Here is a 23238-nt window from a genome sequence, read left to right on the forward strand (position 1 = left end):
TCGGAGTCCTCGTGATCCGCCGCGTCACCGTCCCCACGCTCTTCCCGCCGCCCCGCTACTCCCATGTCTCCGTGGTCGAGGCGGGCACGCGGCTGGCGTTCCTCGCCGGTTCGGTGCCGCTGGACGCCGACGGGAAGCTGGTCGGCGAGGGGGATCCGGTGCGGCAGGCCCGGCGGGTGATCGCCAATCTGGAGGAGCAACTGCGGTCGGTCGGCAGCGGTTCGGAGCAGGTCGTCGCGACGGATGTGTACGTGGTGAGCAGTGAGCCCGCGGTGCTGTCCGCCGTGTGGGACGTGGTCGAGGAGTCCGGGCTGAGCGCGGGCCCGCACTCGTCGACCCTGCTCGGTGTGGCGTGCCTCGGGTACACCGGGCAACTGGTGGAGATCACGGCGACGGCGGTCGTACCGGACGCCGGGGACGCGTGATGACCGGCGACCGTACAAACGTGAGTGTCCGCCGGGCCCTGCCCTCCGACGCCGGGGCCGCCGCCGGGGTCTGGCTGCGCTCGTTCGCCGCCGCGCTGCCGGGCGTGGTCCGGCCCCGGTCCGACGCCGAGGTCCGGGACCACTTCCGTCGGGTGCTCGTACCGCTGCGTGAGACCTGGGTGGCGGAGGCGGCCGATGCCGGTGTGGTGGGGGTGATGGTGCTGGAGGGCGAGGAGCTGGATCAGCTGTACCTCGCCCCCGAGTGGCGCGGACGCGGGATCGGCGACCTGTTCGTCGCCCTGGCCAAGGAGCGCAGCCCCGGCGGGCTCGCGCTGTGGACCTTCCAGGTCAACACACCGGCACACCGCTTCTACGAGCGGCACGGCTTCACGGCCGTACGGCGGACGGACGGCGCCGGGAACGAGGAGCGGGAGCCGGACGTCCGGTACGTGTGGCGGCCGTAGCGCCTACGGGTGGAGTACGACCTTGGTGTAGCCCTCGATCCGCTTGTCGAACTTGTCGTAGGCCGACGCCGCCTGGTCGAGGGGCAGTTCATGGGAGACCACGAAGCTGGGCTCGGCCCTGCCCTCGATGATCATGTCGCGCAGCTGCCGGTTGTAGCGCTTCACGTTGCACTGGCCCGTGCCCACCCGCAGGCCCTTCTCGAAGAGCTTGCCGATCGCGACGAGAAGCATGCCCTGCTTGGACTGCTCGTCCGGGGCTCCGGGGTCGGAGGGGACGTAGAGGCCGGGCACACCGAGCGCTCCGGTGGCGCGGACCGTGTTGACCAGCGAGTTCAGGACCGTCGCGGGCTCCTCGCGGTCCGTGCCGCCCTTCGTCGCCTGGTAGCCGACGGCGTCGACGCCCTTGTCCGTGCCCACGCCGTCGGTCATGTCCTTGATCTGCTCGACCGGGTCGCCCTCGGCGAAGTTGACGGGAACCGCGCCGATCTCCTCGGCCTTCTGCAGCCGCTCGGCGACCCGGTCCACGACGAACACCTTCTTCGCACCGCGCAGCAGGGCCGAGTAGGCGGCCATGAGGCCGACCGGCCCCGCGCCGTACACGGCGACGCTCTCGCCGGGGCGGACCTGGGCGAGTTCACAGCCGTGATAGCCGGTGGGGAAGATGTCGGCGAGCAGGACGAAGTCGGTCTCGTGCTCCTGTCCCTGCGGCAGCTTCAGGCAGTTGAAGTCGGCGTAGGGGACGCGCAGGTATTCGGCCTGGCCGCCCTTCCACGGACCCATGGCGACATAGCCGTACGCGCCGCCCGGGAAGCCGGGGTTGACGGTCAGGCAGTAACCGGTGAACCCCTCCGCGCAGTTGCGGCAGAATCCGCAGGCGACGTTGAAGGGCATCACCACGCGGTCGCCCTTCTTCAGCGCGGTCACGCCCTGGCCGGTCTCCTCGATGATCCCCATGTTCTCGTGGCCGAAGACGATGCCGGGCTCGGCCGCGGTGCGCCCCTCGTACATATGCAGATCGGAGCCGCAGATCGCGGTGGAGGTGACCCGCACGATCACATCGTTCGGGTGCTTGATGGCGGGCTTCTCGACGTCTTCGACCGCGACACTGAACGGTCCCTTGTACACGACGGCCTTCATGGCGGTGACCTCCGCTCGACAGCACGGGTTCGGTGACTCATCTCTCATGGTTCCGCTGTCCACCCGCTCGGGCAAACCGGGTAATGTCCGGCCCCATCGGTCAAACAGGGCCGGACGGTGCACCGAGGGTGAGATGAGGCGGGACATGACAGCACAGAGACTGGGCACGCTGCTGGTTCCGGTGCCGGGACTTTCCGGCACCGTGTACCCGCCGGGAACGACCGTGACGGTCCGTGGTCGGGGCGCGTCGGTCGACGCCTTCGTCAACGGCGACTGGCTCGCCCTGTCGTGGTGGGAGTTCTCCGACGGGCTGCGCGAGGACATCGCCGACCGCTGACGTACGCGGTCGGCGATGTACTCGGGCTCGGGATCAGGCTCGGGCTCGGGATCAGGCTCGGGCTCAGGTGACCTTGACCCAGTCCAGGGTGCGTTCCACGGCGCGTTTCCAGTCCGTGTAGCCGGCCTGGCGCTTCTCCTCGCTCCACTCGGGGTTCCAGCGTTTCGACTCCTGCCAGTGGGAGCGCAGCTCGTCGGTGTCGCGCCAGAAGCCGGTCGCGAGGCCGGCCGCGTAGGCGGCGCCCAGCGCGGTGGTCTCGGCGACCACGGGGCGGCTGACCGGGACGCCCAGCACATCGGCCTGGATCTGCATGCACAGGTCGTTCGCCGTCACACCGCCGTCGACCTTGAGCACGTCCAGGTGGACGCCCGAGTCCTGCTCCATCGCCTCGACCACGTCACGGCTCTGGTAGCAGATGGCCTCCAGGGTGGCCCGGGCGATGTGCGCCCCGGTGTTGTAGCGGGCGAGCCCGACCATGGCGCCCCGGGCGTCGGAGCGCCAGTAGGGGGCGAAGAGGCCGGAGAAGGCCGGGACGAAGAACATCCCGCCGTTGTCCTCCACCTGCCGGGCCAGCTGCTCGCTGTCGGGGGCACTCCCGATGATCTTCAGCTGGTCGCGCAGCCACTGCACGGCCGCACCGGTGACGGCGATGGAGCCCTCCAGCGCGTACACCGCGGGGCTTCCCGCGAACTGGTACGCGACCGTCGTGAGCAGCCCGTGCTCCGAGCGTACGAGTTCCGTGCCGGTGTTGAGCACCAGGAAGTTGCCGGTGCCGTAGGTGTTCTTGGCCTCGCCGGGTGAGAAGCAGACCTGGCCGACGGTCGCCGCGTGCTGGTCGCCGAGCACGCCGGTGATCGGGACGGCGGCGCTCAGCGGCCGGGAGGTGCGGGCGGTGCCGTACGCCTCCGGGTCCGACGAGGCGTGGATGGTGGGGAGCATCGCGCGGGGGATGCCGAGGATGCCGAGGAGCTCGTCGTCCCAGTCGAGGGTCTCGAGGTTCATCAGCATGGTGCGGCTGGCGTTGGTGACGTCGGTGGCGTGCACTCCCCCGTTGGGGCCGCCGGTGAGGTTCCACAGCACCCAGGCGTCGGTGTTGCCGAACAGGGCGTGCCCGGCTTCGGCGGCCTCGCGCAGTCCGTCCACGTTGTCCAGCAGCCACTTGATCTTGCCGCCGGAGAAGTAGGTGGCCGGCGGCAGGCCCGCCTTGCGGCGGATGACGTCGCCGTGACCCTCGCGTTCGAGGGCGGCGGCGATGCTGTCGGTACGGGTGTCCTGCCAGACGATGGCGTTGTGGTACGGGCGTCCGGTGCGCGGGTCCCAGACCACGGTCGTCTCGCGCTGGTTGGTGATACCGATGGCCTGAAGGTCCCCGGCCGTGAGTCCGCCGTCCCTCAGGGCGTTCTGGATCACGGTGTTGGTGCGCTCCCAGATCTCCACCGGGTCGTGCTCCACCCATCCCGACCTCGGGAGGATCTGCTGGTGCTCGAGCTGGTGCCGGGCCACCTCGTTCCCGGCGTGGTCGAAGATCATGAAGCGCGTGCTGGTGGTCCCCTGGTCCACGGCGCCGACGAATTCGGGCATCGCTGCCTCCTCCTGGTGTTACGAGGGCTCTTCCGTGGCCGGTCCTTCTTCGCTCGCTCCCATCCTGGCCTTGAGCGCCGGGCTGATGAGCAGGTCGTAGACGACGGCTCCGAGGACACCGCCGATGAGCGGGCCGACGATGGGGATCCACCAGTAGCCGCTGAACCAGCCGAACGACCCGGGCAGGGCGATCGATCCCCAGCCTTCGAAGAAGGTGAACAGCCGGGGCCCGAAATCTCGCGCGGGATTGATCGCGTATCCGGCGTTGGTGCCGAAGGTCAGACCGATGGCTACGACGACCAGGCCGATGATGTACGGATGGAGATTCGCCATCGGGGACGTGTTGCGGGTGTCGATGATCGCGCAGATCAGCAGGAGCAGAATTCCGGTGCCCACGATCTGGTCGAGCAGGGGTCCCCACCAGGAATCCCCGAAGTATTCGGCGGGGAACGTGGCGAAGATGGAATAGGTGCCCAGCGATTCGTCGCGCGGGATACCCGCCTTGGCGTTCGACGCGTCGATGGCCCAGTGATAGCAGGCGTAGACGAGCGCGGCCCCGACGAAGGCGCCCAGGACCTGCGCCAGCCAGTAGGGAAGGATCTTCCGCCAGGGGAAGTCCCCTCGTACGGCGAAGGCCAGGGTCACGGCGGGATTGAGGTGGGCGCCGCTGACACCGCCGGCCACATAGACGCCGAACACGACCGCGAGGCCCCAGCCCCACGAGATGATGAGCCAGTTGGCGGGCCCGAACTCCACCACCTGCCGGCCGGAACCCGGAAGTCCGACGACGGCCACGGCGACGGATCCGATACCCAGCAGAAGCAGGACGAAGGTGCCCAGGAATTCGGCGAGCATCTCACCGCCGACGCCTTCTTTGTAGCCACGTCTCTTGTGCGTAATGCTTTGTGCCACCGGCCCTCCTCGGCTGAAATGGCGCGATCCGTCCCTCCCCTCACCGGAAGCGTATGTGGACCGTGCGGATCATTCCTGTCGAGGAACGGAATTCCCTCCCATGGAGCAAGGAGGTACGGCGTTCATCTCCCGTCGCGCGCGTACCGGTCGGTCGCCGCGATCAGCGCGTCGTCGCCGACGTCACCCGCGTCGTGGCCTGCGTCGTCGACGAGGGTCAACTCGCTGCCCGGCCAGGCGTGATGGAGGCGCCAGACGATGCCGAGGAGGTTGCCGAAGTCGAGGCTGCCCTGGACGAGGGTGCCGGGGATGCCTTCGAGGAGGTGGGCGTCGCGCAGGACGACGCCGTCCTCGTTGTCCGCGCCGTCGCCGAGGAAGTGGTCGTTGCCCCAGTAGTGGGTGACGGTACGGGCGAAGCCCAGCCGGAACTCCGGGTCCTGGAAGCGTGCGACCGAGCCCGGGGGCGCGGGGATCGTCGCCGTCTCCCAGTCGGTCCAGGCCTTCGCGGCACGTGCCCGGACCGCCGGGTCCGGTGACTCCAGCAGCCTGTTGTAGGCGGCCGCCAGGTTGCCGCCGCGCTCGCCGGCGGGTAGTCCGGCGAGGAAGAGCTCGTGGGCCTCCGGGAAGAGGGTGCCCAACCCCCTCGTGAGGAGGTCGACTTCACGGCCGGAGCCGGTCGCCACACCCGTCAGCACCAGTTCGGAGACGACCCCCGGGTGGGTCTGCGCGTACCGCAGTCCGAGCGCCGATCCCCACGAGATGCCCCACACCAGCCAGCGTTCGACACCGAGGTGGGTGCGCAGCAGCTCCAGGTCCGCCATGAGGTGGGCGGTCGTGTTGACGCTCATGTCGGTGGCGTGGCCGCTCGCGGGGGGTGTCGAGCGTCCGGCGCCGCGCTGGTCGAGCAGCACGATGCGGTAGGCGGCGGGGTCGAAGTAGCGCCGGAGGTTCGGGCCGGCGCTGGAGCCCGGCCCGCCGTGCAGCACCACCGCGGGTTTGCCGCGCGGGTTGCCGCTGGTCTCCCAGTACACGCGGTTGCCGTCTCCGACGTCGAGCATGCCGTGGTCGTACGGTTCGATCTCCGGATACCTGGCCATCGGGGCAGCCTACAGCCGTGGGCGGGGGCGGCTCATCTCATTTCCGGGTGGGCAGTCCCGCCGCCTCGGCCGCCGTGCGCAGGACGTCGCGGAGCATGTCGGGGGTGAGGCGGCCGGTGAAGGTGTTGCGCTGGCTGACGTGGAAGCAGCCGACGAGGTGGAGGCCTGGGCCTTCGGAGGCGTCCAGGGTGACGCGGGCGCCGTGCGCGAAGGCGGGGCGGGGCCGGGGCACGGTCCAGCCCGCCTCGGCGAACGCGGGCAGGGCGGCCTGCCAGCCGAAGGCCCCGAGAACGAGCGCGGCCCGCACCGTCGGCCGCAGCAGCCGCAGCTCGCGCACCAGCCAGGGCCGGCAGGTGTCCCGCTCCCCGGGGGTGGGCTTGTTGGCGGGCGGGGCGCAGTGCACGGGCGAGGTGACGCGGACGCCGTACAGTTCCAGACCGTCCCCGAGGTGGGTGGCGGTCGCCTGCGAGGCGAGGCCCACGTCGTACAGCGCCCGGTACAGCACGTCGCCGGAGCGGTCACCGGTGAACATCCGGCCGGTGCGGTTGCCCCCATGGGCGGCGGGCGCCAGTCCCACGATCAGCAGCCGGGCGTCCGGCGGCCCGAACCCCGGCACCGGCCTGCCCCAGTACGTCCAGTCGGCGAACGCGGCCCGCTTGACCCGGGCAGTCTCCTCCCGCCAGCCGACCAGCCGAGGACAGGCCCGGCACCCGGCGATGCGCTGATCGAGCCGCTCGAGTCCGCTGGGATCCATGCTTCCACCGTAGGGCTCCGGGGCCCGGGGGTCAGGGGCACGGTGTCCGAGCGCAGGTGTCCACGCGCGAGAAAACCCCGCACTGTCGGCCGGGCCGGGGGGCTAAGGTCGGAATCATGGCTTCTGAGAGTGCCGAGGACCCCGGGACCGCCGCCGCCGTGGCCGCCGCCGAAGCGGCGGGGCCGAGCAGCGGTGAGTCCGTGCGGATCGACAGCTGGATCTGGTCGGTGCGGCTGGTCAAGACGCGGTCGCTCGGCGCCGCCGCCTGCAAGGGCGGGCATGTCCGGGTGAACGGCGAGCGGGTGAAGCCCTCGCACTCCCTGCGCGTCGGTGACGAGGTGCGGCTGCGGGCCGAGACACGGGAGCGGATCGTCGTGGTCAAGCGGCTGATCCGCAAACGGGTCGGTGCCCCGGTGGCCGTCCAGTGCTACATCGACAACTCCCCGCCGCCCCCGCCCCGTGATGCCGTCGCCCCGGCCGGCGTCCGGGACCGCGGCACAGGCCGCCCGACGAAGCGTGACCGGCGGGAGATGGAGCGGCTGCGCGGCCCGGCGGGCCCCGGCGCCTTCGGCCCGCCCGCCGGCTTCGGCGGGCCGGGCGACCAGGACGCCCCGGCCGGTGGTACCGGCGGACGGGGCGGTCGCGGGGCGAGGCGTGGCCGTGACTCCCGCGGCGGGGCATCCGGCGGTGCGGCCCGCCCGTGACCGTCCGCGGAGCCCTCAGCCCTGACGGCGCAGGGGTCGCAGAAGGTCCGTGTTGTGGCCCCGGCGGGCCCAGGCGATGAGGGCGAGCGGAACGAGGAGCACGAGCGGGGTCGCCGCGTTCTCTCCCTCGAAGACCGTGACCTGGGTGATGAACGCGCCCACCATCAGGGCGGCCAGGCCCGTCGCCGCCGCCGACTGAAGGACCGGCACCAGCAGGCCGATCGCCCCCGCGAGTTCCAGCACGCCGACGGCGTACATCCCCGTGCCGCCCCAGCCCATGGTGTCGAAGATCTCGGAGGCCGAGGAGTGGGCGATCAGTTTGGGCCCGGCACTCGGGATCGCGAAGAACAGGGCGAGAAGCACCTGCAGTCCGCGCAGCGCGACCCGGGCACGGCGGCCCCGGGAGGAGACGGCGGCGGAGGCGGCGGGAGCGGTGGTCTCGGACATGGGGATCTCCTGTGGAAAGCGGTCCGTGATGCTGTCGCAGGGTCAGACCGCCCCGAGCCCGTCAACTCATCGCCGTCCGGGAGTCTTTCTGCACCGCCCTCACCCACATCCTGTCGTCCGTCAGATACCGGTCCACCGTCAGGTCCGCTTCCGCCAGGGCCTCCTCGAACTGCTTCCTCGTCAGGGGGCGGGCACGGAAGGTCTGGGTCCAGGTCGCGTCCGGGAACAGGTACTCCGCGTGGACCGAGTCGACGCCGTCCCCGACCGGGTCCGCCGACACGATCCGTACGGTGAAGCCGGAGGGATCCACCCGCTCGCGCGGCACATCGGTGTGGTAGTTCTCGCCCTCCCGCTGGATCAGCACGCACCCGCCCTTCGCCAGATGCCGCACACAGGTGCGCAGCATGCCGCGCCGCACCTCGATGTCCCCCGCGTGCACCAGGAACGAGGCGAGCAGCACCACGTCGAACGTCTCGCCGACGTCCAGCCTCTCTATGGGGCCGCGTATCGTGCGCGCCCCGCGCACCCGCTCCAGCATCTCCGCGGACTCGTCCACCGCCGTGACGTCGAAGCCGCGCTCCAGCAGTGCGTGGGTCATCCGCCCGACGCCGCAGCCCAGCTCCAGGATCCGCGCGCCCGCCGGAACCGCGGCGGCGATGATGTCCGGCTCGTCCCCGACGGGCAGCCGCGAGTACAGCTCCACCGCGCAGCCGTCCGGGGTGATCGTCCCGGGACCCGTCCCCTCGTACCCCTCACGCATTTTCAGTTCCATGCCCGTCCAACGGTTCGCGTCCGCACGCCCGTTCCCCTCTCGCACACGTTCACTCGACCGAGTGACACGGGGGCTGGTTCTGGGAACCCGGCAGGTGAGCGACCCGCGCGGACAGACCTCGTGGACGGAAGTGGTGATCGTGATGCGTACGGGCAGTGAACCGACGACCGCGCGCAGTGCTCTGCGGATGCGGTTCTGGCTGAGCGTGTGGGGTGTGGTCTGGACGGTGGCCGGCACGGTGGCGTTCGCGCTCGCCGGGCACCCGGGCTGGGCGCTCGCCTGCGGACTGCTGTGGCTGGTCGTCACGGTCGACCTGGTCGTCGTCCTGCGCCACATCCGCCGGGGGCCGCACTACCAGCCGGGCCGCGACGTACCGCCGTACGATCCGCCGCGGAGCCGCTCGTAGCACCGGGCGTCACGCGTCGAAGCGCGCCGCCTTCAGGTATTCCGGGTTCGGGTCCAGCGCGGCCGCGAGCCGGAAGTGGCGCTTGGCCGGGTGGGGGCGGCCCTGCCGCTGGTAGGTGCGGGCGAGCGCGAAGTGGGCGAATGCGTTGTCCGGCTCACGCTCCAGGACCAGGGAGAACTCCAGCTCGGCGGGACGCAGCTGGGCCGCCGCGAAGAAGGCGCGCGCCCGCAGCAGCCGCGCGGCCGTGTTCTCGGGGTGGACGTCTATGACGCCGTCGAGCAGCTTCACCGCGCCCTTCGGGTCCTTGGAGGCGAGCAGCTGCTCGGCGGCGCGGAAGTCGATGACATGCGTTTCCGGCGTACGTCCGGTCGAACCGCTGGTCTCGGGCACGGCGGAATCCTTCCCTCGCTGAACGGGTTCAACGCACCGGCCGGGGCTCCCTATTCCGCGGGGGACCGCGGGGACGCCCGGTGCACGAGCTCGGACCACACGTCCTTGACCCGCTGTTCCAGCTCGGCGAGGGGGACGTCGTTGTCGACGACGATGTCGGCGATCTCCCGGCGCCGCTCTCGGCTGGCCTGGGCGGCCATCCGCGCGCGGGCGTCCTCCTCGGACATGCCGCGCAGGCCGACGAGCCGGTCGAGCTGGGTCGCGGGGCTCGCGTCGACGACGATCACGAGGTCGTAGAGGGGGGCCAGGCCGTTCTCCGTGAGGAGGGGGACGTCGTGGACCACGACGGCGTCCTCGGCGGCGGTCTCCTCCAGCTCGCGGGAGCGGGCGCCGACCAGCGGGTGGACGATCGCGTTGAGGACGGCCAGTCGCTCCGGGTCGGCGAAGACGATGGAACCCAGCTTGGGCCGGTCCAGGCGGCCGTCTGCCGTGAGGATCTCCGTGCCGAAGGCGTCCACGACGGCCGCGAGGCCGGGCGTGCCCGGTTCGACGACCTCGCGCGCGATCCGGTCCGCGTCGATCAGTACGGCCCCGCACTCGACGAGCAGCCGCGACACCTCGCTCTTGCCGGCTCCGATCCCGCCGGTCAGGCCCACTTTCAGCATGGGAGGCAGCCTACGGGGTGTCGTTCGGATCCTGCCGGGGTCGCGGGGTCGCGGGGTCCGGTAGAGGCCAAGGCGCCGCTGCCTGGAGCCGGCCTGATCCGGACGACACCCCCTGGGCCCTGCCGGGACGGCCTCAGCCGTCGCCCTCCCGCTCGGCCAGGAAGCGTTCGAACTCACGGCCGATCTCGTCGGCCGACGGAATCTCCACCGGCTCGGCGAGCATGTTGCCCCGGGTCTCCGCACCCGCCGCGGCGTCGTACTGGTGCTCCAGGCCCTGGATGAGGGCGGTGAGCTCGTCGTCGCCCTGCTTGATCTGGCGGTCGATCTCGGTCTGGGTGCGGTGGGCGTCGGTGCGCAGGGAGTGCGCGACGCCGGGCAGCACCAGTCCGGTCGCGGCCGTGATGGCCTCCAGGGCGGTCAGTGCCGCGTCCGGGTACGGGGAGCGGGCGACGTAGTGCGGCACGTGCGCGGCGACACCCAGGACGTCGTGCCCGGCCTGCATGAGCCGGTACTCGACGAGCGCCTCGGCGCTTCCCGGCACCTGCGCCTCGTCGAAGGCGCTGCCGGCCACCGGGACCAGCTCGGCGCGGTTGCCGTGCGGGGTGATGCCGACGGGGCGGGTGTGCGGGACGCCCATGGGGATGCCGTGGAAGTTCACCGACAGGCGTACGCCGAGCCGCTCCACGATCTGCTGGACGGCGGCGGCGAAGCGCTCCCACTCCACGTCCGGTTCGGGCCCGGACAGCAGCAGGAAGGGCGCTCCGGTGGCGTCCTGGACGAGACGCACCTCGATGGCGGGCACCTCGTAGTCGCTCCACCGGTCACGGGTGAAGGTCAGCAGCGGCCGCCGGGCGCGGTAGTCGACGAGCCGGTCGTGGTCGAAGCGGGCGACGACCTGGTGGGGCAGTGTGTCGAGCAGCTGGTCGACGATCTGGTCGCCGGTCTCCCCCGCGTCGATGTATCCGTCGAAGTGATAGAGCATGACAAGGCCGGCCGACTCCTGGGCCAGCGCCATGTCGACGACGCCGAGCCCCTTCGGCTCCCATGCGTACAAACCCTGCGGATCAAGCACAGTGACCGCTCCTCCTCGTGTCCGTACACAACAACGTGGCACCCCTCACTGACATTCCCCCGCGCCCGATTCCCAAGGGGGCATGAACGCCGGGTACTTCCGTCGAGGAGCGCGACGGTTCCCCACCACGGGCACGGGCGGGGTTCTCATCGGGGCGCGCACGACCCCCTGGGGGCGCGGGGCTGTATCGATATGCGGCTCCGCCGCGCGGGCGCGACAAGCCCCCACCGGCCGGCAGCCGACCCACAACCCCCGCCCGGGACAGCACCGGGGCAGCACTGAGGGGCCGCACCCTCAATCGGTGCGGCCCCTCAGTCAACTGCTAGGAGCGAGCGTCAGCTCTGCCCACCCGCCAGCTTCTCCCGCAGAGCGGCAAGGGCCTCGTCCGAAGCGAGCGCCCCGGACTGGTCGCCACCCTCGGAGGAGTACGAACCGCCACCGGACGCGGCCGGAGCGGCGGCCTCGCCACCCTCGGCGGCGGCCTTCTCGTCCGCCTCGCGGGACTTGATGACCTGCGCCTGGTGCTGCTCGAACCGCTGCTGCGCCTCGGCGTACTGGGTCTCCCACGCCTCGCGCTGGGTCTCGTAGCCCTCGAGCCAGTCGTTGGTCTCGGGGTCGAAGCCCTCGGGGTAGATGTAGTTGCCCTGGTCGTCGTAGGACGCGGCCATGCCGTACAGGGTCGGGTCGAACTCGACCGCCGACGGGTCGGCACCGAAGGCCTCGTTGGCCTGCTTCAGCGAGAGGCTGATGCGGCGGCGCTCGAGGTCGATGTCGATGACCTTGACGAAGATCTCGTCGTTGACCTGGACGACCTGCTCCGGGATCTCCACGTGGCGCTCGGCCAGCTCGGAGATGTGGACCAGACCCTCGATGCCCTCGTCCACGCGGACGAACGCACCGAACGGAACCAGCTTCGTGACCTTGCCGGGCACGACCTGGCCGATCTGGTGGGTGCGGGCGAACTGCTGCCACGGGTCTTCCTGGGTCGCCTTCAGCGACAGGGAGACACGCTCGCGGTCCATGTCCACGTCGAGGACCTCGACGGTGACTTCCTGGCCGACCTCGACAACCTCGGACGGGTGGTCGATGTGCTTCCAGGACAGCTCGGAGACGTGGACCAGACCGTCGACGCCACCCAGGTCCACGAAGGCACCGAAGTTGACGATCGAGGAGACGACGCCGGAACGGACCTGACCCTTCTGGAGGGTGGTGAGGAACGTCTGGCGCACCTCGGACTGGGTCTGCTCCAGCCAGGCGCGGCGGGACAGGACCACGTTGTTGCGGTTCTTGTCCAGCTCGATGATCTTCGCCTCGAGCTCCTTGCCCACGTAGGGCTGGAGGTCGCGGACACGGCGCATCTCGACCAGGGAGGCCGGGAGGAAGCCGCGGAGGCCGATGTCGAGGATGAGACCACCCTTGACGACCTCGATGACGGTACCGGTGACGATGCCGTCCTCTTCCTTGATCTTCTCGATGGTGCCCCAGGCACGCTCGTACTGGGCGCGCTTCTTCGAGAGGATCAGGCGGCCTTCCTTGTCCTCCTTCTGGAGAACAAGGGCTTCGATCTCGTCACCGACGGCGACGACCTCGTTGGGGTCGACGTCGTGCTTGATCGAGAGCTCGCGGCTCGGGATGACACCTTCGGTCTTGTAACCGATGTCGAGCAGGACCTCGTCCCGGTCGACCTTCACGATGACGCCGTCGACGATGTCGCCGTCGTTGAAGTACTTGATCGTCTCGTCGATCGCGGCGAGGAAGGCTTCCTCGTTACCGATGTCGTTGACCGCAACCTGCGGGGTGGTGGCGGTGGTCTCGGTGCTGCTCGTCATGTGGGAAAGGGCTCCGGTACGGACATTGAGTCGTAGGTACTGCTTACGCCGGGAGCCCTTTTCGCTCTGCAGAAGCCGGACAGCCAAGGAAGCGCCCCACCAGAAGTGATCCGGTGATGCGCCTCGACAACCGAGGGGACATGCAACAGATGCGAGCACAGCCTGCTACGTCTGAGGTGCGCAGGCTCGCAGCGCAACTTGTAGCATACGGGGGCAGCCGGGCAGGGTCAATGCGCGAAGCCGCCCACCCGGGGCGGATCGCCGCATAACCGGCACAACTGCGGTCTCCCGAGGCCACGCAGGGGCGACGAAGACCCCTTTTCGGCGACACACCGGGGACCGACTGGACGGAAGAGTACGACGAGGGAGCCGATCATCCAAGAGCCCGAAGCGCCAGAACCGGAGGCGACCCGGCGACAGGCCGGTGTCACGGAGAGCTCCCGCGCCAACCGGGGCTGGTGGGACCGCAACGCGGACGAGTACCAGGTCGAGCACGGCACGTTCCTCGGCGACGACCGCTTCGTGTGGGGCCCCGAAGGGCTGGACGAGGTGGAGGCGGAGCTGCTCGGCCCGCCGGAGGAGCTGAAGGGGCGGGACGTCCTGGAACTGGGGGCCGGCGCGGCGCAGTGCTCGCGCTGGCTGGCCGGGCAGGGGGCGCGGCCGGTGGCCCTGGACATCTCGCACCGGCAGCTGCAGCACGCGCTGCGGATCGGCGGACCGTTCCCGCTCGTCTGCGCGGACGCGGGCGCGCTGCCGTTCGCCGACGCCTCCTTCGACCTGGCCTGCTCGGCGTACGGGGCGCTGCCGTTCGTCGCCGATCCGCGGCTGGTGCTGCGCGAGGTCCGGCGGGTGCTGCGGCCCGGCGGCCGGCTGGTCTTCTCGGTCACGCACCCGATCCGCTGGGCGTTCCCGGACGAGCCCGGCCCGGAGGGACTGAGCGTGGCCGCGTCGTACTTCGACCGCACGCCCTATGTGGAGCAGGACGACACGGGCCACGCGGTGTACGTGGAGCACCACAGGACGCTCGGGGACCGGGTCCGGGACGTCGTCGCGTCGGGATTCCGGCTGGTGGACCTGGTGGAGCCGGAGTGGCCGGCCTGGAACACCTCCGAGTGGGGCGGCTGGTCGCCGCTGCGCGGGAACCTGATCCCGGGCACGGCGGTCTTCGTGTGCGTACGGGACTGAGTGCGTGATCCGTTACGACGCCCTGGACGCCCTTCCCGTACGTGAGGCCCTGCCGGGGCTGACCGACGCGCTCGACGCGCACGGCACCGCCGTACTGGTGGCGCCGCCGGGTACCGGCAAGACGACGCTGGTGCCGCTCGCGCTGGCCGGGCTGCTTGGGGACGGGCCCGCGCGGCGGGTGGTGGTCGCCGAGCCGCGGCGGATCGCGGCCCGCGCGGCGGCCCGGCGGATGGCGTGGCTGCTGGGCGAGCGGGTCGGCGAGTCGGTCGGTTTCACCGTGCGCGGGGAGCGGACCGTGGGGCGGCGCACACGCGTGGAGGTCGTCACGACCGGTGTGCTGCTGCAGCGCCTGCAGCGCGACCAGGAGCTGTCCCGGGTGGACGTGGTGGTGCTCGACGAGTGCCACGAGCGGCATCTGGACGCGGACACGGCGGCGGCGTTCCTGTGGGACGTACGCGAGGCGCTGCGTCCGGAGCTGCGGCTGGTGGCCGCGTCGGCGACGACGGACGCGGAGGGCTGGGCGCGGCTGCTGGGGGACGCGCCCGTGGTGGAGGCGCGCGGGGCCGCGTTCCCGGTGGACGTCGTGTGGGCGCCTCCCGCGCGTGCGGTACGGCCGCCGCACGGGATGCGGGTCGATCCGGCGCTGCTGACTCATGTGGCGTCGGTGGTGCGGCGGGCACTGGCGGAGCGGGACGGGGACGTGCTGGCGTTCCTGCCGGGGGTCGGCGAGATCGCGCGGGTGGCCGGGCAGTTGGGGGGCCTCGGGGACGTCGATGTGCTGCAGGTGCACGGGCGGGCCCCCGCCGCCGTGCAGGACGCGGTGCTGGCGGCCGGGCGGCGGCGCCGGGTGGTGCTGGCGACCTCGGTCGCGGAGTCGTCACTGACGGTTCCCGGGGTGCGGGTGGTCGTGGACTCGGGGCTGGCGCGTGAGCCGCGCGTGGACCACGCGCGGGGGCTGAGCGCGCTGACGACGGTACGGGCGTCCCGCGCGGCGGGGCTCCAGCGGGCCGGGCGGGCCGGGCGTGAGGCGCCGGGTGCCGTGTACCGGTGCTGGGCGGAGGCGGAGGACGCGCGGCTGTCCCGGTTCCCGTCCCCCGAGATCAAGGTGGCCGATCTGACGGCGTTCGCGCTCCAGGCGGCCTGCTGGGGCGATCCGGACGCCTCCGGGCTGGCCCTGCTGGATCCACCGCCGGGCGGCGCGATGACGGCGGCCCGTGCGGTTCTGACGGCGATCGGCGCGGTGGGGCCGGACGGGCGGGCCACGGAGCGGGGTGTCCGGCTGGCCCGTCTCGGCCTGCACCCGCGTCTGGGCCGCGCCCTGCTGGACGCGGCCCCGGCGGTGGGCCCCGGCCTCGCCGCCGAGGTGGTCGCCCTGCTCTCGGAGGAACCCCCGCGCGAGTACGGCGACGACCTCACCGCCGCCCTGCGCACCGCGCGACGCGGCGGCGACGCCTACGCCACACGGTGGCGCACGGAGGTCCGCCGCCTGCGCGGGCTGGTGCCGGGGGCGCCGGGCGACCCCGCGGACTCCTCGACGCCCATGCGGGCCCCCGGGCACGCGGAGGGGGTCCGGACACCGGCGGACGACGTCATCCGGGCGGCCGCCGGTCCGGACACACCCGCGGCAGCCACCGGGGCTACGCCCACACGGTCCCGTGGACACGCGGCGGACGACGCCGCGCACACCCTGGACGCCGCGGGCGCGAATGCCGCCCGGGACACCCCCACGCGGCCCCGTGGGCACGCGGCGGGCGGGTCGGCGGACGGCGGCATCCTCGCCACGCACACCCCGAAAGCGCCCGCCCCGGCCGGCTCCGGTGCCCCGCGGGGGTCGGGTGGGAGCGCGGCGGGCTCCTGGGCGGCCGTGCGTGGGGAGGAGGTGCGGGTCGGGCTGGTCGTCGCGTTGGCGTTTCCGGAGCGGGTGGGGCGTGTGGACGGGGGGTCGTATCTGATGGTGGGTGGGACCCGGGCCGAGGTGACGGGGGGCGGTGGGCTGCGGGGAGTCGAGTGGGTCGCCGTGGCCGTGGCCGATCGGCCCGTGGGACGCGGGCACGCGCGTGTGCGGCTGGCGGCCGTCGTCGACGAGGAGACCGCGCGGCTCGCGGCGGGGGCGCTGCTGGAGTCGCGTGAGGAGGTGGGCTGGGCCGACGGGGACGTCCTCGCGCGGCGCGTCGAACGGCTCGGGGCGGTCGAGCTGGCCGTGCGGCCGCACACCGGCGCCGACCCCGCCCTCGTACGGCGGGCGCTGCTGGACGGGCTGCTGCGGGACGGGTTCGGGCTGCTGCGGTGGCCGGCCGGGGCCGTCGTACTGCGGCAGCGGCTGGCCTTTCTGCACGGTCGGCTCGGTGCGCCGTGGCCCGATGTCTCCGACGAGGCGCTCCACGCGCGCGTGGACGAGTGGCTGGAGCCGGAGCTGAGCCGGGCCCGGCGGCGGGCCGACCTCGCGCGGATCGACGCCGGACAGGCGCTCACGCGGCTGCTGCCGTGGGCCTCCGGGGAGGCCGCGCGGCTCGACGAACTCGCCCCCGAGCGGATCACCGTGCCCAGTGGGTCCGGAATCCGGATCGACTACTCCGATCCGGAGCGGCCGGTGCTCGCCGTGAAGCTGCAGGAGATGTTCGGCCTCCAGGAGTCGCCTCGGGTGGCCGGGGTGCCGTTGCTGGTGCATCTGCTGTCCCCGGCCGGGCGGCCGGCCGCCGTGACCGCCGATCTCGCCTCGTTCTGGCGGGACGGCTACACGGGCGTACGGGCCGAACTGCGCGGGCGCTACCCCAGGCACCCGTGGCCGCAGGATCCGGCCACCGCCGAGCCGACTCGGCACACCAACGCGCGGCTCGGGCGGTGATCCGTTCCGCCCGGCGTCAGGCGGCGGGACTCTCCGAAGGATCGGTGGACGGATCGGTGGACGGGTCCGTGGACGGGTCCGGGGACGGGTCCGGGGTTTCCGGCTCGGACGGCGCCGCCTTCACGGTCAGGCTGACCGTGGTGGTCGCTCCGCCCGCGGTGGTGACGCGGAGCAGGAAGGTGCCCTCGGTCTCGTCCGCGTACAGCGGGGGCAGCTTCAGCAGCCCGTCCGCGTCCGTCGTCAGGCTCAGGGTGCGTACGGCGTTGCCGTCGGCGTCCTTGAAGTAGGGGCCCTTGTCGCTCTCCCTCGGGTCGAGGATCGAGTTGATGAGCGTCGCGGTGGCGGCGACCTTGTCGGCGGCCTCGCCGCGGTAGGTGGCCCTCAGTTCGACCGCGTCCGCGAACGCGCCGCCCGGGGTGCAGGTGAGCGGCGTGTCGCCGGTGCGGACGAGGGAGTCGGCGGCGCGCTCGGTGACCGTCGCCTTGTAGGAGACGCCCTTGACCGTACGGCCGGCCACGGTGGCCTGGACGGTGACGGCGCCGGTCTGCTCGCCCGCCCGGAGCGCCGGGGCGACGGCCACGCCCGAACTGTCGGTCATGACGGTGGCGACGCGCTCGCCGCCGGTGAACGTGGTGTCGGTGTCGCCGGTGATCGTGAAACGGATCCGTACCTTGGCCACCGTCCTGCCCGCGTCCGTCTCCGCGCGGGCGCTCATCCGCTCGGTGAACGTGTCGCCCGCCATCGCGGTGAACCGCGCGACACCCGCGTTCTCGAGGTGGTCCACCGTGTCCGTGGGGGTGGGCGGCGTGGTGGGCGGCGTGGTCGGGGTGCCGGGGGCGGTGGGCGGCTTGGGGCTCGGGCTGGAGCCGGGCGGCTTCGTGCCGGGCTCCGGCGTCGTGCTGTGCTCCGGCTTCGGCTTGGGTGCCGCGCTCGCGGACGGCGGCACCGTGACGCGGTCGCTGCGGTCCGTGGGCAGGGTGCCGGTGCCGTCCGGGATCTCGTGCGTGCCCCTGCGGTAGTACTCCAGCCACGACATGACGGTGTTGAGGTACTCCGTCGAGTTGTTGTAGCTGAGGATCGCCTTGTCGAGGTCGTCCTGGACGGACAGGTCCCAGCCGTTGCGGCACAGGTAGTGGCCGGCGGCGAGGGCGGCGTCGTAGATGTTGTTGGGGTCCTCGCGGCCGTCGCCGTTGCCGTCGCGGCCCGCCCACGCCCAGGTGGAGGGGATGAACTGCATGGGGCCGACGGCCTGGTCGTAGGTGCTGTTGCCGTCGTAGGCACCGTTGTCGGTGTCCTTGATGAGGGCGAAGCCGTTGCCGTCGAGCTGGGGGCCGAGGATGGGCGAGAGGGTGGTGCCGTCGGCGTCGACGCGTCCGCCGCGGGCCTGGCCGGACTCCACCTTGCCGATGGCGGCGAGCAGTTGCCAGGGCAGGTTGCAGCCGGGCTTCTTCTCCCGCAGCGTCGCCTCGGCCTGTTTGTAGGCGTCCAGGACGGTGGCGGGGATACCGGCCTCGGTCACCCCGGACGTGTCGATCCCGGTGCCCGCGGACGGGGAGGGGTTGGGGCTGTTGAGCGGCGGCAGGTCCGTGTAGTAGGGCGAGTCGCCGGTCGCGCCGTCTCCGTCGATGGCCTCGTCGGGCGTGGACGTGGCGTCCGAGGTGGTCTGTCCGCCGGCGCTGTCGGTCGTCGCGCCGGGGGCCTGGGACGCGGCCAGGGCCGCCACCGCCGCCGCGGCCACGGCGGTGGTGGTCACTCCCTTGCGCAGCCTTCTGCCGAATTGCGCCGCCATAGAGTGAACCCCTCCCGTGGACGTCGTGGCGTCCGTCAGCCTGTGTTGTGTTCGCACTGGTGTGACGATCTTCCCGCCTCCGCCGGTTGCCCTTCCCCGGACATCCGGCACGACGGCCCTCGCGACCCTACGACAACTTCCTTTGGCCGGACACCTGTTCCTGACCGATATTCACCGGTTGGCCACGTTCTCGTGGGGCGGAGGAGGCCGCCGGGGCGTCCCGCATACTGAGCTCGCCGATCGGAGGACCGGTCAACCAGTGTCAGGAGGAGCCGAGTTGCCGTTCACGCTCAGCCATGCGGCGGCGGTGCTGCCCGCCGTGCGCACCGACGGGAGCGGTCGAGGGCCTCTGGTACCCGCCGTACTGGTCGCGGGCAGCTTCGCTCCCGACATGACCTATTACGCGGCGAGTGTCCTGCCGGAGGCGATGGAGTTCGGCGACGTCACCCACGCGTTTTGGGGTGTGTTCACGGTCGATGTGCTCATCGCCTGGGCGCTGGTGGGGCTGTGGCTGCTGGTGCGCGAACCGCTGGTGGCGTTGTTGCCGTCGGCCCGGCAGGGGCGGACGGCGGCACTCCTGCGTTGCGGGACGCCACGGGCACGGGTACGGCCGTCGCTGGTGACACGCTGGTACGTCTCCGCCGTGCTGGGGGCGTCGACGCATGTGGTCTGGGACGCGTTCACACATCTCGACCGGTGGGGGATGCGGGTCTTCCCCGTGCTGGGCGAGGAGGTGGCGGGGTCGCCGCTGTACTGGTATCTGCAGTACGGCGGTTCGGCGGTGGCCGCGGTCGTGATCGCGCTGTTCGTGGCGCGGGCGCTGCGGCGGACACCGGACGGCGCCGGCTCCCCGGGCGTTCCCTCGCTGTCCGCCGGGGACCGGTGGTGGGCGCTCGCGCTGCTCGGCGGGTGCGCGGCGGTGGCCGCGGTGCAGCGGGCCGCGCGGTGGTGGGCCTACTGGGGGTCGGCCGCGAAGCCCTGGGAGCTGATCCCCACCGTGTGTTTCGGCGCGGGTGCGGGACTCGTGCTCGGGCTGCCGGTGTACGCGGTGGCCGTCAGGGTGTGGCGTCCGGCCACGGCGGTCCCTGCGGACGGCGGTACACGGCGGCCGAGCCGTACGGGCGCACGCTGAGCGTGTCGCTCGCCGCGACGAACACGGTGACGGTGCGGACCGGGCGGGGCCGGGGCAGCAGGGTGAGCGCGAGGGTGAGGTAGGCGCGGGCCAGCTCGGCCCACAGCCGCCACGGGGGCGGTCCGCCCGGGACGCCTTCGGCGGTGCGGCCCGTTCGCCGGCCGCCGTCGGCGACACGGCGGCCGAGTTCCGCCGTCGCGTTCCGCAGCGCGGTGGCGACGCCGACCGGGGTGCGGGCGGTACTCGCGGCGGCCTCGACGATGCGTATAGCCATGCTCTGCATGGTGTCCGGCCCTTGCCGTGGCGGCGCTTTCGTGGGGGCCACGTGGGTGAAGGCCGGGGGCTGCGCCCCCAGCCCCCTTTCGGCCCTTCGGGCCCCCAGGCCTCGAACTCCCCCAGAGGGGGTACCCCCAGACGGGCCGAATCAGTGCGCCGCCGACTCCCAGTCCGGGCCCGCGCCCACGGAGACGCCCAGGGGGACGCGGAGTTCCACCGCGGACGCCATTTCGCGGCGGACCAGGTCCTCCACCGCGGCACGTTCGCCGGGGGCGAGTTCCAGGACGATCTCGTCGTGGACCTGGAGGAGCATGCGGGAGCGCAGGTCCGCCTCGCGCAGGGCACGGTCCACGTTCAGCATGGCGATCTTGACGATGTCCGCCGCCGTGCCCTGGATCGGCGCGTTCAGCGCCATGCGCTCCGCCGCCTCGCGGCGCTGCCGGTTGTCGCTGTTGAGGTCCGGGAGATAGCGGCGGCGGCCGAAGAGCGTCGCCGTGTAGCCGGTCGCCCTCGCCTCGTCGACCACCCGGCGCAGATAGTCCCGTACGCCGCCGAAGCGCTCGAAGTACGCGTCCATCAGGGCACGCGCCTCCGCCGCCTCGATGTTCAGCTGCTGGGAGAGGCCGAAGGCCGACAGTCCGTACGCCAGGCCGTACGACATCGCCTTGATCTTGCGGCGCATCTCCGCGTCCACCGCGGACTGCTCCACCGAGAACACCTGGGCGGCCGCCGTGGTGTGCAGGTCCTCGCCCGAGGTGAACGCCTCGATGAGGCCCGCGTCCTCGGAGAGGTGGGCCATCACCCGCAGCTCGATCTGGCTGTAGTCGGCGGTGAGGAGCGACTCGAAGCCCTCGCCGACCACGAATCCGCGGCGGATCGCGCGGCCCTCGTCCGTGCGGACCGGGATGTTCTGCAGGTTGGGGTCCGTGGAGGAGAGGCGGCCGGTCGCGGCGACCGTCTGGTTGAACGTGGTGTGGATACGGCCGTCCGCGGCGATCGTCTTGATCAGGCCCTCGACCGTGACGCGCAGCTTCGCCTGCTCACGGTGCCGGAGCATGATCACCGGCAGTTCGCTGTCGGTCTGGGTGGCGAGCCAGGCCAGGGCGTCGGCGTCCGTGGTGTAGCCGGTCTTCGTCTTCTTCGTCTTCGGCAGTGACAGCTCGCCGAAGAGGACCTCCTGGAGCTGCTTGGGCGAGCCCAGGTTGAACTCGTGCCCGGCCGCCTCGTGCGCCTCCTTCACCGCCTGCTGCACGGCGCCGGCGAACATCTGCTCCATGGCCTGGAGGTGCTCCCGGCCGGCCGCGATGCCGTGCCGCTCCATGCGGGCGAGCAGGGCGGACGTCGGCAGCTCCATGTCGCGGAGCAGGTCCGCCGCGCCCACGTCCGCGAGGCGGCCCTCGAAGGCCTCGCCCAGGTCGAGGACGGCGCGGGCCTGCACCATCAGCGCCTCGGCCTCCGCGCTGTCGTCCGCGCCGAAGGCCAGCTGGCCGTCGGGCGCGGCGGCGGGCGCCAGCTCGCGGTGCAGATACTCCAGGGACAGCGCGTCCAGGTCGAAGGAGCGGCGGCCCGGCTTCACCAGGTACGCGGCGAGCGCGGTGTCCATGATGACGCCCTCGATGGTCCAGCCGTGCTCGGCGAAGACCCGCATCGCGCCCTTGGCGTTGTGGAACACCTTGGGCCGCTCCGCGTCGGCGAGCCAGTCCGCGAACGCCCGCTCGTCGGCCTCGTCCAGCTCGGACGGGTCGAACCAGGCGGCCGGTCCGGCGGACGTCGCCAGGGCGACCTCGGCGACGGAGCCGGTGCCGAGGCCCCACGTGTCGACCGTGGCCACGCCGAGGGGGCCGGTGGCGTGCTCGGTGAGCCAGCCGGTCAGCTCGCCGGTGCCCAGCACCGTGCCGTCCAGCTCCACGCCCTCCGCGACGACCGGGGTGGACTCGGCCTCCTCCCCGCCCGGGTCGACGGCGAAGAGCCGCTCCCGCAGCGACGGGTTCCTGATCTCCAGGGTGTCCAGGACCATCGCCACGGCCTTGCGGTCGTAGGCGGCGCGCTCCAGGTCGGGGACGCCCCGGGGCAGCTCGACCCCGCGCTCCAGCTCGGTGAGGCGGCGGTTGAGCTTGACCGACTCCAGGTGGTCGCGCAGGTTCTGCCCGACCTTGCCCTTGACCTCCTCGACGCGCTCGACCAGCTCGGCGAAGGAGCCGAACTGGTTGATCCACTTCGCGGCGGTCTTCTCGCCGACACCGGGAATGCCGGGGAGATTGTCCGACGGGTCGCCGCGCAGGGCGGCGAAGTCCGGGTACTGGGCCGGCGTCAGTCCGTACTTCTCGACGACCTTCTCCGGGGTGAACCGGGTCAGCTCGGAGACGCCCTTCGTCGGGTACAGCACCGTGGTGTGCTCGGAGACCAGCTGGAAGGAGTCGCGGTCGCCGGTGACGATCAGCACGTCGAAGCCCTCGGCCTCGGCCCGGGTGGCAAGGGTGGCGATGATGTCGTCGGCCTCGAAGCCCTCGACGGCGAAGCGCTCGGCGTGCATCGCGTCGAGGAGCTCGCCGATCAGCTCGACCTGGCCCTTGAACTCGTCCGGGGTCTTGGAGCGGTTCGCCTTGTACTCGGTGAACTCCTCCGAGCGCCATGTCTTGCGGGAGACGTCGAAGGCGACGGCGAAGTGGGTGGGGGCCTCGTCACGGAGTGTGTTGGCCAGCATCGACGCGAAGCCGTAGACGGCGTTGGTCGGCTGGCCCGTCGCGGTGGTGAAATTCTCCGCGGGCAGCGCGAAGAATGCGCGGTACGCGAGGGAGTGCCCGTCCATGAGCATCAGGCGGGGGCGGGGGCTCGCGTCTGCGCCGGTGTCGCCGGGGGTCTGATCGGTCTTCTTCGCTGTCTCTGCCACGTGTCCGATCCTGCCACGTGGCACTGACAGCCGGGGGCGGGCGGTGGTGGGGGTAGGGGGCGGGGGGTCGTTGGTTCGCCCCCGCCGCCCCTTCCCGTCCCGTCCCCGGGGCTGCGCCCCGGACCCCCTCGG

General features: G+C 72.1%; 22 protein-coding genes. 8 read left to right on the forward strand and 14 right to left on the reverse strand.

The window, feature by feature from the left end; all coding sequences use genetic code 11:
• The first annotated feature begins 11 nt into the window (after positions 1–11).
• Together ACGFR9_RS32325 and ACGFR9_RS32330 are read left to right on the forward strand one after the other, a co-directional pair.
• Positions 12–425, forward strand: coding sequence for a RidA family protein (locus ACGFR9_RS32325; protein WP_393215731.1), 414 nt, complete (start codon positions 12–14; stop codon positions 423–425).
• Positions 425–889 (forward strand): GNAT family N-acetyltransferase, encoded by a 465-nt coding sequence (locus tag ACGFR9_RS32330; RefSeq protein WP_393215734.1) that lies wholly within the window; start codon positions 425–427, stop codon positions 887–889. The genes ACGFR9_RS32325 and ACGFR9_RS32330 overlap by 1 nt, the downstream gene beginning before the upstream one ends.
• Positions 890–892: 3 nt before the next feature.
• On the opposite strand, the gene ACGFR9_RS32335 is transcribed toward ACGFR9_RS32330, so the two are convergent.
• Complete coding sequence (locus ACGFR9_RS32335) at positions 893–2026, reverse strand: glutathione-independent formaldehyde dehydrogenase (protein ID WP_030228522.1); 1134 nt, start codon at positions 2024–2026, stop codon at positions 893–895.
• Between the two features lie 145 nt (positions 2027–2171).
• Between ACGFR9_RS32335 and ACGFR9_RS32340 the strand changes: the two genes are divergently transcribed.
• A complete protein-coding gene (locus ACGFR9_RS32340; protein ID WP_030228519.1) occupies positions 2172–2363 on the forward strand; it encodes a hypothetical protein in 192 nt (63 codons plus the stop codon).
• A gap of 63 nt (positions 2364–2426) precedes the next feature.
• Here ACGFR9_RS32340 and glpK read toward each other — a convergent pair whose 3' ends face one another.
• The 4 genes from glpK to ACGFR9_RS32360 form a co-directional block, all read right to left on the reverse strand.
• Positions 2427–3944: a glycerol kinase GlpK gene (gene glpK, locus ACGFR9_RS32345; RefSeq protein ID WP_393215737.1), complete on the reverse strand. Its 1518-nt coding sequence runs from the start codon at positions 3942–3944 to the stop codon at positions 2427–2429.
• Between the two features lie 18 nt (positions 3945–3962).
• A complete protein-coding gene (locus ACGFR9_RS32350) occupies positions 3963–4799 on the reverse strand; it encodes an MIP/aquaporin family protein (RefSeq protein WP_393215911.1) in 837 nt (278 codons plus the stop codon).
• 179 nt (positions 4800–4978) lie between these two features.
• A complete protein-coding gene (gene pip / locus ACGFR9_RS32355) occupies positions 4979–5950 on the reverse strand; it encodes a prolyl aminopeptidase (protein ID WP_393215740.1) in 972 nt (323 codons plus the stop codon).
• Between the two features lie 37 nt (positions 5951–5987).
• Positions 5988–6704, reverse strand: coding sequence for a uracil-DNA glycosylase (locus tag ACGFR9_RS32360; RefSeq protein WP_393215743.1), 717 nt, complete (start codon positions 6702–6704; stop codon positions 5988–5990).
• A 116-nt stretch (positions 6705–6820) separates the two neighbouring features.
• On the opposite strand from ACGFR9_RS32360, the gene ACGFR9_RS32365 reads away from it, so the two are divergent.
• On the forward strand, positions 6821–7408 hold the full coding sequence (locus tag ACGFR9_RS32365; protein ID WP_030228505.1) for an RNA-binding S4 domain-containing protein: 588 nt from the start codon (positions 6821–6823) through the stop codon (positions 7406–7408).
• 15 nt (positions 7409–7423) lie between these two features.
• Here ACGFR9_RS32365 and ACGFR9_RS32370 read toward each other — a convergent pair whose 3' ends face one another.
• Entirely contained in the window at positions 7424–7855 is a 432-nt protein-coding gene (locus ACGFR9_RS32370; RefSeq protein ID WP_393215746.1) for a DoxX family protein, read from the reverse strand.
• A 61-nt stretch (positions 7856–7916) separates the two neighbouring features.
• On the reverse strand, positions 7917–8615 hold the full coding sequence (locus ACGFR9_RS32375) for a class I SAM-dependent methyltransferase (protein ID WP_393215749.1): 699 nt from the start codon (positions 8613–8615) through the stop codon (positions 7917–7919).
• A 154-nt stretch (positions 8616–8769) separates the two neighbouring features.
• Between ACGFR9_RS32375 and ACGFR9_RS32380 the strand changes: the two genes are divergently transcribed.
• A complete protein-coding gene (locus ACGFR9_RS32380) occupies positions 8770–9033 on the forward strand; it encodes a DUF6343 family protein (protein ID WP_393215914.1) in 264 nt (87 codons plus the stop codon).
• A 9-nt stretch (positions 9034–9042) separates the two neighbouring features.
• On the opposite strand, the gene ACGFR9_RS32385 is transcribed toward ACGFR9_RS32380, so the two are convergent.
• From ACGFR9_RS32385 to rpsA, 4 genes are all read right to left on the reverse strand, one after another.
• Positions 9043–9423: a tetratricopeptide repeat protein gene (locus ACGFR9_RS32385; RefSeq protein ID WP_393215752.1), complete on the reverse strand. Its 381-nt coding sequence runs from the start codon at positions 9421–9423 to the stop codon at positions 9043–9045.
• A gap of 50 nt (positions 9424–9473) precedes the next feature.
• Positions 9474–10088: a dephospho-CoA kinase gene (gene coaE / locus ACGFR9_RS32390; RefSeq protein WP_393215755.1), complete on the reverse strand. Its 615-nt coding sequence runs from the start codon at positions 10086–10088 to the stop codon at positions 9474–9476.
• 133 nt (positions 10089–10221) lie between these two features.
• Positions 10222–11160 carry a PAC2 family protein gene (locus ACGFR9_RS32395; RefSeq protein WP_393215758.1) on the reverse strand — a complete coding sequence of 313 codons (939 nt, stop codon included), beginning with the start codon at positions 11158–11160 and terminating at the stop codon, positions 10222–10224.
• Positions 11161–11495: 335 nt separating this feature from the next.
• Positions 11496–12989, reverse strand: coding sequence for a 30S ribosomal protein S1 (gene rpsA, locus ACGFR9_RS32400; protein WP_030228486.1), 1494 nt, complete (start codon positions 12987–12989; stop codon positions 11496–11498).
• Positions 12990–13361: 372 nt separating this feature from the next.
• Here rpsA and ACGFR9_RS32405 point away from each other — a divergent pair, with 372 nt between their 5' ends.
• Both ACGFR9_RS32405 and ACGFR9_RS32410 read left to right on the forward strand, forming a co-directional pair.
• On the forward strand, positions 13362–14174 hold the full coding sequence (locus tag ACGFR9_RS32405) for a class I SAM-dependent methyltransferase (protein ID WP_393215917.1): 813 nt from the start codon (positions 13362–13364) through the stop codon (positions 14172–14174).
• 4 nt (positions 14175–14178) lie between these two features.
• Positions 14179–17019, forward strand: coding sequence for an ATP-dependent helicase C-terminal domain-containing protein (locus ACGFR9_RS32410; protein WP_393215761.1), 2841 nt, complete (start codon positions 14179–14181; stop codon positions 17017–17019).
• Positions 17020–17035: 16 nt separating this feature from the next.
• Here ACGFR9_RS32410 and ACGFR9_RS32415 read toward each other — a convergent pair whose 3' ends face one another.
• Positions 17036–18808 carry a lytic murein transglycosylase gene (locus ACGFR9_RS32415; protein WP_393215764.1) on the reverse strand — a complete coding sequence of 591 codons (1773 nt, stop codon included), beginning with the start codon at positions 18806–18808 and terminating at the stop codon, positions 17036–17038.
• Positions 18809–19085: 277 nt separating this feature from the next.
• Between ACGFR9_RS32415 and ACGFR9_RS32420 the strand changes: the two genes are divergently transcribed.
• Positions 19086–19940 (forward strand): DUF4184 family protein, encoded by an 855-nt coding sequence (locus tag ACGFR9_RS32420; protein WP_393215767.1) that lies wholly within the window; start codon positions 19086–19088, stop codon positions 19938–19940.
• Here ACGFR9_RS32420 and ACGFR9_RS32425 read toward each other — a convergent pair.
• Both ACGFR9_RS32425 and polA read right to left on the reverse strand, forming a co-directional pair.
• Complete coding sequence (locus ACGFR9_RS32425; RefSeq protein WP_393215770.1) at positions 19864–20214, reverse strand: hypothetical protein; 351 nt, start codon at positions 20212–20214, stop codon at positions 19864–19866. The two genes, ACGFR9_RS32420 and ACGFR9_RS32425, sit on opposite strands and share 77 nt — an antisense overlap.
• Before the next feature lie 150 nt (positions 20215–20364).
• Positions 20365–23106, reverse strand: coding sequence for a DNA polymerase I (gene polA, locus ACGFR9_RS32430; protein ID WP_393215773.1), 2742 nt, complete (start codon positions 23104–23106; stop codon positions 20365–20367).
• Positions 23107–23238 lie beyond the last annotated feature (132 nt).

It is taken from the genome of Streptomyces sp. NPDC048584 (assembly GCF_043199595.1).
Taxonomy (GTDB): Bacteria; Actinomycetota; Actinomycetes; order Streptomycetales; family Streptomycetaceae; genus Streptomyces; species Streptomyces edwardsiae.

Bases quoted from the DNA above. Each gene is read 5' to 3' on its own strand.
- ACGFR9_RS32330 (WP_393215734.1), top strand. From the start codon at position 425: ATGACCGGCGACCGTACAAACGTGAGTGTCCGCCGGGCCCTGCCCTCC.
- ACGFR9_RS32335 (WP_030228522.1), bottom strand. From the start codon at position 2,026: ATGAAGGCCGTCGTGTACAAGGGACCGTTCAGTGTCGCGGTCGAAGAC.
- ACGFR9_RS32340 (WP_030228519.1), top strand. From the start codon at position 2,172: ATGACAGCACAGAGACTGGGCACGCTGCTGGTTCCGGTGCCGGGACTT.
- glpK (WP_393215737.1), bottom strand. From the start codon at position 3,944: ATGCCCGAATTCGTCGGCGCCGTGGACCAGGGGACCACCAGCACGCGC.
- ACGFR9_RS32350 (WP_393215911.1), bottom strand. From the start codon at position 4,799: ATGCTCGCCGAATTCCTGGGCACCTTCGTCCTGCTTCTGCTGGGTATC.
- pip (WP_393215740.1), bottom strand. From the start codon at position 5,950: ATGGCCAGGTATCCGGAGATCGAACCGTACGACCACGGCATGCTCGAC.
- ACGFR9_RS32360 (WP_393215743.1), bottom strand. From the start codon at position 6,704: ATGGATCCCAGCGGACTCGAGCGGCTCGATCAGCGCATCGCCGGGTGC.
- ACGFR9_RS32365 (WP_030228505.1), top strand. From the start codon at position 6,821: ATGGCTTCTGAGAGTGCCGAGGACCCCGGGACCGCCGCCGCCGTGGCC.
- ACGFR9_RS32370 (WP_393215746.1), bottom strand. From the start codon at position 7,855: ATGTCCGAGACCACCGCTCCCGCCGCCTCCGCCGCCGTCTCCTCCCGG.
- ACGFR9_RS32375 (WP_393215749.1), bottom strand. From the start codon at position 8,615: ATGCGTGAGGGGTACGAGGGGACGGGTCCCGGGACGATCACCCCGGAC.
- ACGFR9_RS32380 (WP_393215914.1), top strand. From the start codon at position 8,770: ATGCGTACGGGCAGTGAACCGACGACCGCGCGCAGTGCTCTGCGGATG.
- coaE (WP_393215755.1), bottom strand. From the start codon at position 10,088: ATGCTGAAAGTGGGCCTGACCGGCGGGATCGGAGCCGGCAAGAGCGAG.
- rpsA (WP_030228486.1), bottom strand. From the start codon at position 12,989: ATGACGAGCAGCACCGAGACCACCGCCACCACCCCGCAGGTTGCGGTC.
- ACGFR9_RS32415 (WP_393215764.1), bottom strand. From the start codon at position 18,808: ATGGCGGCGCAATTCGGCAGAAGGCTGCGCAAGGGAGTGACCACCACC.
- ACGFR9_RS32425 (WP_393215770.1), bottom strand. From the start codon at position 20,214: ATGGCTATACGCATCGTCGAGGCCGCCGCGAGTACCGCCCGCACCCCG.